14 protein-coding genes and 7 tRNA genes are annotated in these 11,096 nt (G+C 71.0%); 9 read left to right on the top strand and 12 right to left on the bottom strand.

Annotated elements, in window-relative coordinates; genetic code table 11:
• Positions 1–203: 203 nt before the first annotated feature.
• Positions 204–770 carry a DUF4365 domain-containing protein gene (locus G3I40_RS26400; RefSeq protein ID WP_164304666.1) on the bottom strand — a complete coding sequence of 189 codons (567 nt, stop codon included), beginning with the start codon at positions 768–770 and terminating at the stop codon, positions 204–206.
• 213 nt (positions 771–983) lie between these two features.
• On the opposite strand from G3I40_RS26400, the gene G3I40_RS26405 reads away from it, so the two are divergent.
• Positions 984–1,709: a 3'-5' exonuclease gene (locus G3I40_RS26405; RefSeq protein ID WP_164304667.1), complete on the top strand. Its 726-nt coding sequence runs from the start codon at positions 984–986 to the stop codon at positions 1,707–1,709.
• A gap of 108 nt (positions 1,710–1,817) precedes the next feature.
• Here the strand turns inward: G3I40_RS26405 and G3I40_RS26410 are convergent.
• The 4 genes from G3I40_RS26410 to G3I40_RS26425 form a co-directional block, all read right to left on the bottom strand.
• Positions 1,818–1,889: transfer RNA gene (locus G3I40_RS26410), tRNA-Val, on the bottom strand.
• 39 nt (positions 1,890–1,928) lie between these two features.
• Positions 1,929–2,384: an SRPBCC family protein gene (locus G3I40_RS26415; protein WP_164304668.1), complete on the bottom strand. Its 456-nt coding sequence runs from the start codon at positions 2,382–2,384 to the stop codon at positions 1,929–1,931.
• Between the two features lie 511 nt (positions 2,385–2,895).
• Positions 2,896–2,967, bottom strand: a tRNA-Val gene (locus G3I40_RS26420).
• A 61-nt stretch (positions 2,968–3,028) separates the two neighbouring features.
• Positions 3,029–3,466, bottom strand: coding sequence for a TIGR02611 family protein (locus G3I40_RS26425; protein WP_164304669.1), 438 nt, complete (start codon positions 3,464–3,466; stop codon positions 3,029–3,031).
• Positions 3,467–3,656: 190 nt separating this feature from the next.
• Here G3I40_RS26425 and G3I40_RS26430 point away from each other — a divergent pair, with 190 nt between their 5' ends.
• Complete coding sequence (locus tag G3I40_RS26430) at positions 3,657–4,070, top strand: SsgA family sporulation/cell division regulator (RefSeq protein ID WP_004002642.1); 414 nt, start codon at positions 3,657–3,659, stop codon at positions 4,068–4,070.
• Positions 4,071–4,319: 249 nt separating this feature from the next.
• Positions 4,320–4,889, top strand: coding sequence for a CGNR zinc finger domain-containing protein (locus G3I40_RS26435; protein WP_164304670.1), 570 nt, complete (start codon positions 4,320–4,322; stop codon positions 4,887–4,889).
• Between the two features lie 6 nt (positions 4,890–4,895).
• Here G3I40_RS26435 and G3I40_RS26440 read toward each other — a convergent pair whose 3' ends face one another.
• Positions 4,896–5,105, bottom strand: coding sequence for a hypothetical protein (locus tag G3I40_RS26440; RefSeq protein WP_164304665.1), 210 nt, complete (start codon positions 5,103–5,105; stop codon positions 4,896–4,898).
• A gap of 287 nt (positions 5,106–5,392) precedes the next feature.
• A complete protein-coding gene (locus G3I40_RS26445) occupies positions 5,393–5,836 on the bottom strand; it encodes a hypothetical protein (RefSeq protein ID WP_164304677.1) in 444 nt (147 codons plus the stop codon).
• Positions 5,837–6,007: 171 nt separating this feature from the next.
• Here G3I40_RS26445 and G3I40_RS26450 point away from each other — a divergent pair, with 171 nt between their 5' ends.
• Entirely contained in the window at positions 6,008–6,508 is a 501-nt protein-coding gene (locus G3I40_RS26450) for a DsbA family protein (RefSeq protein ID WP_164304671.1), read from the top strand.
• Positions 6,509–6,541: 33 nt separating this feature from the next.
• On the opposite strand, the gene G3I40_RS26455 is transcribed toward G3I40_RS26450, so the two are convergent.
• The 3 genes from G3I40_RS26455 to G3I40_RS26465 all read right to left on the bottom strand — a co-directional run bounded on the left by G3I40_RS26455 (position 6,542) and on the right by G3I40_RS26465 (position 9,325).
• Complete coding sequence (locus G3I40_RS26455; protein WP_164304672.1) at positions 6,542–7,366, bottom strand: GNAT family N-acetyltransferase; 825 nt, start codon at positions 7,364–7,366, stop codon at positions 6,542–6,544.
• Positions 7,367–7,432: 66 nt separating this feature from the next.
• Positions 7,433–8,254: an aminodeoxychorismate lyase gene (locus G3I40_RS26460; protein WP_164304673.1), complete on the bottom strand. Its 822-nt coding sequence runs from the start codon at positions 8,252–8,254 to the stop codon at positions 7,433–7,435.
• A 33-nt stretch (positions 8,255–8,287) separates the two neighbouring features.
• Positions 8,288–9,325: a chorismate-binding protein gene (locus tag G3I40_RS26465; protein ID WP_164304674.1), complete on the bottom strand. Its 1,038-nt coding sequence runs from the start codon at positions 9,323–9,325 to the stop codon at positions 8,288–8,290.
• A gap of 180 nt (positions 9,326–9,505) precedes the next feature.
• Between G3I40_RS26465 and G3I40_RS26470 the strand changes: the two genes are divergently transcribed.
• The 5 genes from G3I40_RS26470 (at position 9,506) to G3I40_RS26490 (ending at position 9,995) form a co-directional block, all read left to right on the top strand.
• A tRNA-Gly gene (locus tag G3I40_RS26470) sits at positions 9,506–9,578 on the top strand.
• A gap of 35 nt (positions 9,579–9,613) precedes the next feature.
• Positions 9,614–9,687, top strand: a tRNA-Cys gene (locus G3I40_RS26475).
• A 1-nt stretch (position 9,688) separates the two neighbouring features.
• A tRNA-Val gene (locus tag G3I40_RS26480) sits at positions 9,689–9,760 on the top strand.
• A 38-nt stretch (positions 9,761–9,798) separates the two neighbouring features.
• A tRNA-Val gene (locus G3I40_RS26485) sits at positions 9,799–9,870 on the top strand.
• Between the two features lie 53 nt (positions 9,871–9,923).
• Positions 9,924–9,995 (top strand) — tRNA-Val (locus tag G3I40_RS26490).
• Positions 9,996–10,044: 49 nt separating this feature from the next.
• Here G3I40_RS26490 and G3I40_RS26495 read toward each other — a convergent pair.
• Both G3I40_RS26495 and G3I40_RS26500 read right to left on the bottom strand, forming a co-directional pair.
• The gene (locus tag G3I40_RS26495) at positions 10,045–10,332 is read right to left on the bottom strand and encodes a zf-TFIIB domain-containing protein (RefSeq protein WP_164304675.1); all 288 of its coding nucleotides are present in this window, start codon (positions 10,330–10,332) and stop codon (positions 10,045–10,047) included.
• Between the two features lie 69 nt (positions 10,333–10,401).
• Positions 10,402–11,096 (bottom strand): aminoglycoside phosphotransferase family protein (locus tag G3I40_RS26500; protein ID WP_164304676.1); only part of this gene is annotated, 695 nt, incomplete at its 5' end.

Here is an 11,096-nt window from a genome sequence, read left to right on the forward strand (position 1 = left end):
GCGTACCGCCCCGCCGTGCCGCCGCGCCGCTCCCAGCCGTGCCGGTCGAGCAGGGCGCTCAGGACGGCCGGGTCGACCTGCGCGGGTTCGGGCCCGGCGAGGTCGACGGGGTGGGCGCGGGCCGCGCCGAGGGACCGTACGGGCTCGTCGATCGGGCGGTGCTGCATCTCGTAACTCCCTTGGCTCCCGGCCGGGTCGACCGGTCAGGGCCGCCCGCCCGTCCCGACGCGGGTCATGATCTCGCACAGGGCGCGGTCGTCGAAGATCCGCGAGGTCGGGACCCGCACGGTGGTCCTGCGCCGGCCGGTGACCGGGTGGCCGGCGAGGTTGGTCCAGTAACAGCAGTGCCGCAGGTCGAGCCGGTCGTGGCCGGCACGCAGCCAGTCGTCCTGGGAGCGCGGCACGAGCATCACGACGAGGATCTTGTGCACCGAGACCGGGGTCCGGGCGAGCTTCTCCAGGTGGGGGTTGTCGAGCGTGAAGGAGAAGGTCGGGCCCGGTGGGTTCGGGGGTATTTGATAGGTCGCTTTGAGCTGCACTTTTATGGTGACTTCGTCATCGACCGTGTGCCCGGGGGCGCTGTGGCTGACGTGCCAGTCGATGCCGTTGTCGGGAAAGGGCTGCGAGAGCGAGCATCCGGCGGCCGCGGCAACCGCGTGCAGATAGCCCACCTGGAGCGTCTCCATGCAGGCGGTGGTGGCGAGTGTGCCGCGCGACGGTGCGAACCGCTCGGGCAGCAGCCCGCCCTGTTCGGGCTGCGCGAGCACCATGGTCCAACTGGCCTTCCAGAACGGTGAATCCCCGCGGAGATCAAGAATTTGATCAAGGCCGAGTCAATGGCACCCCGCTGAACTGCCATGACTCGTATCTGTGTTGTCACCGCTCCGCGTACGAGGCAAACGGCCCGGGTATCACCGGAAAGGGCAGGCGGCACAAATCGACGGGATGTCATCTGCCGTGCGTGAACAGGGAGTTGCATTGTCATGACGTGCTGGTACGAGGGCCCCCTGGCCGCCTTCGACACAGAGACCACCGGAGTGGACGTGGAGAGCGACCGCATCGTCTCGGCGGCGATCGTGGTGCAGGACGCGCCCGGTACCCGACCGCGGGTGACGCGCTGGCTGGTGAACCCCGGAGTGCCGGTGCCGCCCGGCGCGACGGACGTGCACGGCCTGACGGACGAGCATCTGCAGCGCAACGGCCGCTGGCCGGCGCCCGTGATGGAGGAGATAGGCCGCGAACTGGCGGACCAGGTGGCATCCGGCCGACCGCTGGTGATCATGAACGCGCCGTTCGATCTGACCATGCTGGACCGGGAGTTGAAGCGGCACCGCGCTTCCTCCCTGACCCGCTATCTGGACAGCGCACCGCTCTGCGTCCTGGACCCGCGGGTCCTCGACAAGCACCTGGACCGCTACCGCAAGGGCCGCCGGACGCTGACGGACCTGTGCGCGCACTACGAGGTCGAGCTTGCGGAGGCGCACGACGCGGCGGCGGACGCGCTGGCGGCGCTCGACGTGGTCCGCGCGGTGGGCCGCCGTTTCGCGACCCGCCTGGAGCGGCTGTCCGCCGCCGAACTCCACTCGCTGCAGGCGGTCTGGCACGCGGGTCAGGCCCGCGGCCTCCAGGCCTGGTTCGCCCGCAGCGGCACCCCCGAGGCGGTGGACCCGGCGTGGCCGCTGCGCCCGGAACTCCCGGCGGCGGCCTGACCCTTCGGTCCGGCCCCGGCCTGCGCAACACCGACGCACGAAAGGCCGACCCGGCCTGCGCGCACACGAAAAACGGCCCGCCATGACTGGCGGGCCGGATTCTCCGGGTGGGCGATACTGGGTTCGAACCAGTGACCTCTTCGGTGTGAACGAAGCGCTCTCCCACTGAGCTAATCGCCCGGGAACGGGTTGAACAATACAGGGCGCGGCGGGCAGTGTTCAAACCCGTTGCAGCAGCGCCTCGAGGCCCCGCCGTCCGCCGCGCATCATCCACGCGTGGTTGGCGAGGAACACGGGCCTGCCCGGCAGGGCGAAGCGGCGCATCAGAGGGCGGCGCACCTCGACCTGCTGCTCGTAGACCGCCCGCGTGCCGCCCGCCCGCGCGCTCAGCGTCCACCGCGCCCACCCGTCGAGGTCCCCGCTCATCGCGATCTCGAGGACCCCGCCGGCCGGGTCGCGGCGCTTCTCGGTGGCGGTGACCGTGAGCTCGTACGGGAGGAAGGAGCGGAACACGGCGACGCCGCTGATGTCGTCCAGCGGCGTCACGGAGCGCACCTGGGGCCACCACGTCGGGTACTCCCCCGCGCGCTCCAGTACGCCGTACACGGCGGCCGGCGGTGCGGACAGGTCCCAGACGCTACGGAAGGTGTAGTGGTGCCGAGTGCTCCAGTGCATGGTGCGAGTCTGCCCGCGCGAGGTTCCCTTCGCGTGAACGTCAGGGCGTCTCGTTACCGACCGGCGCAAGGTCGCACCGACGGGGACACCGACCCGCTTGCCCCGTCCACCTGACCGGACGTCAGTATTCCGTTGCGGAAGTTCTCCAGGCTCAGATTCCCGGCGCCCGCCGGGACTTGAGGTCCAGGGGAATGCCGTGCTTGTCGTACTTGCGCAGGAAGGCGACCGAATTCTGGAATACGTCAGGAGGATTGCCGCCGGAGCCCGCGTCCGGAACTTCCCCAGAACACCTCGTAGTCGGTGAATTCGGGCCTGCCCTCGATGCGCGGATACTTCTTCTCGACTTCTCGACTTCTCGACGCGCACGATCGCCTTCTTGATCGCGACGGCCGACGGTTCGCCGCCCCACCTCGCGCACCGCAGCGTCACCGTGGATCCGAACCCTTGTACGGGAACGCGAAAACGCCGAGGGCCCCGGAGACTTGACGTCTCCGGGGCCCTCGGTCCGGGGTGGGCGATACTGGGTTCGAACCAGTGACCTCTTCGGTGTGAACGAAGCGCTCTCCCACTGAGCTAATCGCCCGGGCGCAGGAAGAACATTACCCCATGTCAGGGGGTGCCCGAGACCACCCTGCAGCCCTCTGTCACTGCTTGATGTTCCACGGCATCTCGAGCCCGAACTTCCAGACGTAGACGCCGACCAGCACGGCGATGATCACCAGGCCGATCGTGGTCAGGATGATGTTCCGCCGTCGGACCTTGGGGTCGAGCGCGCGCTGCGTGGCCTCGGTGACCTTGCGTTTCGTCCAGCGCAGGACCAGCTGCGCCCAGACGAACTCCGTCGCCCAGATCGCCATGCCCCCGAAGATCACGAGCCAGCCGGGACCCGGCAGCGGCAGCATGACGATGCCCGCGCCCACGACCGCGAGCCCCACGACGAAGACACCGACCTGCCAGCTGACGTGCAGGGCCCTGCGCGCCTGGACGAACTCCGGCGCCCGTGACCCCAAGGGTTTCGTCTCTGATGCGGCCTCGTCGGTACCGACAGCCTTCTCGGCAGCCTCGTCACTCCCCGTATTCATGGGCCCAAACCTACCGGACCGATTCCCCTCACTGGAATGGCGGTTCCCCAACAAGAAAGACTCGGCCATACGAGCTACCTAAAGGCACCCAAAACCCTCAGAGGGGTTTACAACGGCACCGTAGGTGGCATGTCGATTTCGCCGACGTGCGAATCCCCGAGCGCACACTGAGCGAAAGGCCCTGGCGCTTATGAACACCACGGTCAGCTGCGAGCTGCACCTGCGCCTCGTTGTGTCGAGCGAGTCCTCACTGCCTGTACCCGCAGGACTGCGGTATGACACGGCCGATCCGTATGCCGTGCACGCCACCTTCCACACCGGAGCCGAGGAGACGGTCGAGTGGGTATTCGCCCGCGATCTCCTCGCCGAAGGCCTACACCGGCCGACCGGCACCGGCGACGTCCGAGTCTGGCCGTCCCGCAGCCATGGTCAGGGCGTCGTCTGCATCGCCCTGAGCTCCCCGGAGGGCGAGGCTCTGCTCGAGGCCCCGGCGCGGGCCCTGGAGTCGTTCCTCAAGCGGACGGACGCCGCCGTGCCACCCGGCACGGAGCACCGTCATTTCGATCTCGATCAGGAGCTGTCGCACATCCTCGCGGAGAGCTAATCGCGCAGGAGGCCCGCGTCGGCAGCCAGCCGCCGTGAGCGCTTCGTGCCGTCCACTCGGGGAGACGGCACGGTTCGGTTCCGTGCAGGACAACCGCATACGGCAGACAGCGGCGCCGTCACCGTGGACCTTCCACGGGGGCGGCGCCGATGCGTGCCCGCGACTGTCCGCCCCTGAACGCCGACGGGAGCGCTAGGCTCGGCCAGCATCGGCGGGCGCAGGCCCGACCCCCAGGCCAGGGAGCGAATCGTGCTGATCACCCACGACACCCGGTGTGCGCTCGACGCCGTGGTCGATCTGGTGAACACCGCACCGGACAGCGACGGGGGCGCGGCGGGGGCCGAGGGCCTCGCCGACCTCCCGGCACTGGCCGCTTTCGTAGAAAAGCACGACATCAGCGATGTCGGGGTGCTTGCGGAGCGTGACCTCGCGGCGGTCCGCGCGATCCGCGCTCGATTCGCACAGGTGTTCGCCACGGCGGATCCGCACGGTGCGGCGACGGTGATCAACGACCTGGTCGCGGCCGCGGGCACCACGCCGCGGCTGACCGACCACGACGGCTACGACTGGCACGTGCACTACTTCGCGCCCGGCGCGTCCGTCGCCGACCACCTGGCGGCCGACTGCGGGATGGCTCTGGCGTTCTTCCTGGTCGCCGGGGAGCAGGAGCGGCTGCGGCGCTGCGAGGCGCCGGACTGCCGGTACGCGTTCGTCGATCTGTCGCGCAACCGTTCCCGCCGCTACTGCGACAGCCGCACGTGCGGAAACCGGCTGCACGTGGCCGCCTACCGGGCGCGCCGCAAGGAAGCCGCGGGCTGAGCGCCCTCACAGCAGCAGCAGATCGTGCAGCGCGGCCAACATGAGCAGACAGCCGATCACCGCGAGGAAGATCATCAGCGGCGGTTGGGAGAGCGCGAAGAGGCAGCCTCGCTGGGTGTCGGGTGGGGTGGGCATGGGCGGCGCGGGCTCGCTGTGCGGCGGCGCCTGCCCCTGGTCGGTGGCCGGCTGGTCGGCCAGCTGCGGTGTGTCCGGCATCTCGCCGTGATGATGACGCAGGCCGGAGAGGGCTGTGACCCAAAACGCCCGGAATGACGGTCAGTTCGCCGGATTTCGTGACCTCGCACCGGGCACGTGAGCGAAAAGCGTGGCCGCTGTCGTACGTGCGTCCAGGCGGACGAGGACACGGCCGCTACCGGACGACGGCTCGAACTGCCGCCCTGTGCGGGGGTGTTGCCCAGATGACGACCGACCGACAGCTCAACTGCCCTGACCTGCACGCATCTTGATCAGAGACACGGCAGCCCTCTCGGATGCCGCGCCGCTCAGATGCCGTGCTTCTTCAGGATCGCCTCGATGTCGCTGAAGTCCTCGGACGCGCCGGACTTCGGCTTCGCCTGGGCGACGGGTGCGGTGCGCGTGCTCTGGCCGAGCGAAGGCGCCGAGGCGGCCGGGGCCACGGCGTCCTGGCGGGCAGCGGCCTTCGCCGCCCGGCGTTCCTTGCGGGTGCCGCCGCCGCGCCGCTCGACGGCGCGGGTCCCCAGGAACATCAGCCAGGCCACACCGAGCACGCCGAACCCGGCCCACGCGGTCGGGCTGAACGCGGTGTCCACGACCCAGCCGACGGCGCCGGTCATTACCAGACCCAGCGGAACCAGCGAGTAGGCGGCGGTGCGGGCGGCCGCGAGGAACCTCTTGCGGTACGCGGTGACCGCGGCGATACCCAGGCCCGCCACGGACACGGCGGAGCAGACGGTCTCGGCAATCATCCGGTCCTCCTGGGCGATCTGGTCGGCATCGGTGCGCTTCGCCCCTTCCATCCTGCACCGCCCCGGGGCCCGGGGGCCACGCCCCGGACGGACCTCAGGGACATCTCGGGGTCGCTCCTCCTCCGCAGGTCCAGGTTGGGGAGCGCTGACCTGGCCTGGGAGACTGACACCATGAACGCCCCGAACCCGACTCTTGACGTGTGGTGCGAGCTGCAGTGCCCCGACTGCCGCTCCGCCCTGGACGACGTCCGCGCGCTGCGCGAGCGCTACGGCGACCGGCTCGAGCTGCGCCTGCGGCACTTCCCGCTGGAGAAGCACAAGCACTCCTTCGCCGCCGCACAGGCCGCCGAGGAGGCGTACGTGCAGGGCAAGGGCTGGCCGTACGTCGAGGCCGTGCTCGGCCGGGTCGAGGAGTTCGACCGCAAGGGCGAGCCGTTCCTCGTCGAGGTGGCACGAGAACTGGGCCTGGACGCCGAGGAGTTCGACACCGCGCTGGTCGACGGGCGGCACATCCTGATCGTCGACGCCGACCAGGCCGAGGGCAAGGCGATCGGCGTGACGGGTACGCCGACGTACGTCATCGGCGGGGAGCGTCTCGACGGCGGCCAGAGCCAGGACGGGCTGCGCGCGCGCATCGAGGAGATCGCGGACCGGCTGCTCGCCGAAGCCTGAGCCGACGAGGCCGAGGACCAGGCGCCGCGGGCGTCACACCAGGGGCTTGTGCAGGTGGTGCCGGGTCGGCACGTAGCCGAGCGACTCGTACAGGCGCAGCGCGGGAGTGTTGCCCGCGAAGACGTGCAGGCCGATCCGTGTGGCACCGGCGGCGAGCGCGTCGGCCTCGGCGAGCAGCAGCAGCGTGCGGCCGTGGCCTTGGCCCCGTCGGTCCGCGGCGACCTCGACGTCGTAGATGTAGGCGCCGTCGGGGCGCTGCGCCACCCAGAGCGTGCCGACGGGCTCGCCCCGGTGCTCCAGCACGCCGAGCAGGACGTCCGGCGTCGCCACGCCCTCCGGGAGCAGTGCCGCGTGGTCGCGGTCGGACTTCTCGCGGGCCGCTTCCTCGCTCAGTCCGCGTGCGGCGACGGAACGCACGTACTGCTCCGACTCGTGCTCCAGCCACGGCCCGTACTCGGCCGGTGTCATGCGCCGTCCGACGCTGCCCTCGGGCAGGGCCGGCGGGTGCTCGGGCAGCAGCTTCACCATGTTCCGGCCGCGCTCCACGTAGCCGAGCGCGCCCGCGAGCCGGAGCAGGCCGGACTGCTGCACGGGCACCGACACCTCGAGGCGGCGGCAGTTCCAGGAGCGGGCCACCTCTTCGGCGGCGAGCGCGGCCACCGTGCCGCGGCCGCGGCCCCGGTCCGGCTCGTCGATGCGCAGATCCAGGATCTGGGCGACGGACGGACCGAACACGGGGTGCGTGGCGAGGTGGAGCGTGCCGACGGGACGGCTGTTCACGCACACCGCGTAGTGGCGTGAGCGCGACCCGTCGGCGGTGCGCTGGAGCGGCTCGGTCGGCCGCAGGGTCGTGGTCATCACCGGTGTTCTACCCGCCCGTATGCCGTGGACGACAGGTCATTTCCCGGTCCGCGGACCCGGCGCTCACGGGTCCAGGTCGTCCGCGGCCCGCTCGTCCCAGACCCGCATCGCCTTCGCGGTGACCGGGCCGGGGGCGTCCGTCAGGTCGCGGTCGTCGACGCGGTGCACGGCCTGGATGTCGCGCAGCGTCGACGTCAGGAACACCTCGTCGGCCTCCGCGAGCACGGACAGCGGCAGGTCGGTCTCCTTGGCGCCCGTCCACGCGACGGCGAGGGCGCGCGTGATGCCGGCCAGACAGCCCGAGGCGACCGGCGGGGTGTGGATCTCGCCGTCCAGGACGACGAAGACGTTCGAGCCCGTGCCCTCGCACAGCCGGCCCAGCGTGTTCGCGAACAGGGCCTCGGACGCGCCGCGTTCATGGGCGCGGGCCAGCGCCACGACGTTCTCCGCGTACGACGTCGTCTTCAGGCCGGTGAGCGCGCCGCGCTCGTTGCGGGTCCACGGCACGGTGATCGCGGCGGTGGTGTCGGGGCGCCGGGTGACCTCGCCGAGCGCGACGACGAGCGTGGTGCCCGCGTCGCCGCGGTCGGAGCCGAGCGGGGAGACGCCGCCGGTGTAGGTGATGCGCAGCCGGCCGAGCGCCATCGGGTTCGCCTCGACGACGGCGGCGCAGGCGCGGCGCACCTCGTCCAGGTCGGGCGCGGGCAGTCCGAGGCCGCGCGCGGAGCGGGTCAGCCGGTCGAGGTGGCGGGTGAGCGCGAACGGCCTGCCCTCGACCGACTTCACGGTCTCGAAGATGCCGTCGCCCACGGTGAGCCCGTGGTCGAAGACGGAGACGCGCGCCTCCTGCGGGTCCTGCAGCCGGCCGTCGAGCCAGATCTTCACGTGCGTTCCTCCCGCTTGCCCGGACTGTTCCGGCTAGCTGTCCGTGTACGTTCCCGACGCTACCGCGAGCAGCCGTGCGGCCTTCAGCTCGGTCTCCTGCCACTCGCGCTCCGGGTCGGAGCCCCAGGTGATCCCGGCGCCGGTCCCGAACCGGAGCCGGCCTGCCGCGCGGTCGATCCAGAACGTGCGGATGCCGACGGCCAGTTCACCGGTCCCCCGGTCCGCGTCGACCCAGCCGATGCCGCCGCAGTACGGGCCGCGCGGCGCCGTCTCCAGCTCCTCGATGATCCGCAGTGCGCTGGACTTGGGCGCCCCGGTCACCGAGCCGGGCGGGAAGGCCGCGTCGAGCAGCTCGGCCCAGCCGGCCCCTTCGCGCAGTTGCCCGCGGACCAGTGACACCAGGTGCACGAGCCCTGGGTGCTTCTCGACCACGCACAGTTCCGGGACGCTCACGGTGCCGGTCGCGCAGACGCGGCCCAGGTCGTTGCGGACCAGGTCCACGATCATCACGTTCTCGGCGTGGTCCTTCTCCAGGAGGTCCGCCTCGGTGCGGCCGGTGCCCTTGATAGGGCCCGACTCGACGACCCGGCCATCCCGGCGCAGGAACAGCTCCGGCGAGGCCGTCGCGATCTCCACGCCGTGCCCGGGCAGCCGGACGGTGCCCGCGTACGGCGCCGGGTTCCCGCGGGCGAGGAGCGAGGCGAGGGCGTCCACGTCGGCCTCGGCGGGGACGGGCGCGGACAGCACGCGGCAGAGGTTGGCCTGGTAGACCTCGCCGGTGGCGATGTGGGCCCGTATCCGGCGCACCCCGTCCGTGTACGCGGTGTGGTCGAGCGACGACGTCCAGTCGCTCGGCGCGGGGCCGCGCCAGGCGCCGGGGCGCGGTGTGGGCACGGGTTGCCTGCGCACGTCCCCGAAGCGGGCGCACACCAGGCGCCCCTCGAAATCGGCCGCCACCGCCCAGAAGCCGCTGGATTCCAGGGCCGCGGGGTCGTCGGTCACATCGAGCAGACCGGTCGCGAGGAGCTCGCCGAAGCGGGCGAGGGGCTCAGAGGAGGGGACGTCGTGCACGACATCGAGTCTATGGCGGGTGACGGGACGGTGACCTGGGGTGGAGGTGCGGCGGTCCGACCCGGGCGTCGGTTCGGCGGTCGCACCGCAGCACGCTGCGCAAACGCGTTTTTGTACTGGCCCAGGAATCCGCTAGAGTTCAACACGTCGCCGGGACGCGCAAGCGGAACGGAAAGACACGCGAACGTAGCTCAGTTGGTAGAGCGCAACCTTGCCAAGGTTGAGGTCGCCGGTTCGAACCCGGTCGTTCGCTCGAAGTGGGGGATCTTCCCGAACCCCTACGCTCCGGGTGGAGTGGCCGAGAGGCGAGGCAACGGCCTGCAAAGCCGTCTACACGGGTTCAAATCCCGTCTCCACCTCCATGCGCGATTAGCTCAGCGGGAGAGCGCTTCCCTGACACGGAAGAGGTCACTGGTTCAATCCCAGTATCGCGCACTGGATCTTCGGACTCCGGTTCGTATCCGATCCGTCCCGCGCGATTAGCTCAGCGGGAGAGCGCTTCCCTGACACGGAAGAGGTCACTGGTTCAATCCCAGTATCGCGCACGCAGCACCTCGTAGTTCCCCTCACGGAGCCTGATAGAGTCTGGCCCGTTCCCGCGCGATTAGCTCAGCGGGAGAGCGCTTCCCTGACACGGAAGAGGTCACTGGTTCAATCCCAGTATCGCGCACCGACAAGAAGCCCCCGGCCCTTCGACCGGGGGCTTCTTCGTGCTCGGCTCAGGAGGAGAAGAGCATCCGGCCGAAGCCCCTGTTGTGGTGGCCGTGGTGCCCGCCGTGGTGACCACCGTGGTGCGGCGCTCCCCAGGCCGGGGCGGGGGCGGCCGGGTACGCCTGGGGGGCGGGCGGGGCCGGCGGGACCTGCTGCTGCCACTGCGACTCGAGCCGGGTCAGCGACTCCAGCTCGCCGTAGTCGAGGAATATCCCGCGGCAACCGCTGCACTGCTCGATCTGGACGCCATTGCGGTTGTACGTCTGCATCGGTGCGTGACACTTGGGACACTGCATGGTCGGGTCAACTCCTCGCCGTTCGGCACTGCTTCGCCGGAACACTTCCCGGCTTCCGTCCCCCGCACCCTACTTGGCGCCCACCTGACCCAACTGGGGCGGTACGCGCACCATTCGGACACAGGTGTCGATCACGGCCTCCTCGACCTCGTCGAGCGCGCGACCTGCCTCGACGGCCTTCGCCACGGCGAGCGCGGCGGTCTGCACGGTCAGGGCGCGGGCGGGCACGTCCAGGGCGGGCCACGGGTCGTCGGCGGTCAATGCGGGGGCGCCGCCCGCTTGTCGGTACGCACCGAGGAAGCGGGCCCAGTCGTCGGGCGGGAGCAGGCCGCAGGCGAACCATGCCGCGGGGCGGGCCAAGTCCCAGGCGGGATCGCCGATGCCGAGGTCGTCGACGTCGATGAGGAGCCAGTTCCCCGTGCCGGGGCGGCGGACCAGCTGGCCGAGGTGCAGGTCGCCGTGGCACAGGGCGCGGGCGTGGTCGTACGGCGCTTCGGCGCGGGCCCAGGGCGGGAGGGTGGACCAGGCCCGGGTGACGGGCTCTGTCGCGGGGTGGTCGGGGGCCGAGGTGTGCAGGCGGGACAGGGCGCGGGCCGCCTTGACCGGGCCCCTCATCGGCGGCAGCGCGGGCGGGAGTTGACCGGTGGGCGTGGCATGGAGGCGGGCCAGGAGGGCGGCGGCTGCTGTCCAGGGGGCCTCGTGCGGGCGGTCCGGGTCGACGGGGGTGCCGTACGGCCAGAACGTGACGAGGCGGCCGTGCAGGG

The sequence above is a fragment of the Streptomyces sp. SID14478 genome, from assembly GCF_010548525.1.
GTDB lineage: Bacteria > Actinomycetota > Actinomycetes > Streptomycetales > Streptomycetaceae > Streptomyces.

Coding starts and splice junctions, on each gene's coding strand:
- G3I40_RS26445 (WP_164304677.1), bottom strand. CDS start 5,836: ATGATTGCCGAGACCGTCTGCTCCGCCGTGTCCGTGGCGGGCCTGGGT.
- G3I40_RS26415 (WP_164304668.1), bottom strand. CDS start 2,384: ATGCACTGGAGCACTCGGCACCACTACACCTTCCGTAGCGTCTGGGAC.
- G3I40_RS26430 (WP_004002642.1), top strand. CDS start 3,657: ATGAACACCACGGTCAGCTGCGAGCTGCACCTGCGCCTCGTTGTGTCG.
- G3I40_RS26405 (WP_164304667.1), top strand. CDS start 984: ATGACGTGCTGGTACGAGGGCCCCCTGGCCGCCTTCGACACAGAGACC.
- G3I40_RS26440 (WP_164304665.1), bottom strand. CDS start 5,105: ATGCCGGACACACCGCAGCTGGCCGACCAGCCGGCCACCGACCAGGGG.
- G3I40_RS26425 (WP_164304669.1), bottom strand. CDS start 3,466: ATGAATACGGGGAGTGACGAGGCTGCCGAGAAGGCTGTCGGTACCGAC.
- G3I40_RS26400 (WP_164304666.1), bottom strand. CDS start 770: ATGGTGCTCGCGCAGCCCGAACAGGGCGGGCTGCTGCCCGAGCGGTTC.
- G3I40_RS26450 (WP_164304671.1), top strand. CDS start 6,008: ATGAACGCCCCGAACCCGACTCTTGACGTGTGGTGCGAGCTGCAGTGC.
- G3I40_RS26495 (WP_164304675.1), bottom strand. CDS start 10,332: ATGCAGTGTCCCAAGTGTCACGCACCGATGCAGACGTACAACCGCAAT.
- G3I40_RS26455 (WP_164304672.1), bottom strand. CDS start 7,366: ATGACCACGACCCTGCGGCCGACCGAGCCGCTCCAGCGCACCGCCGAC.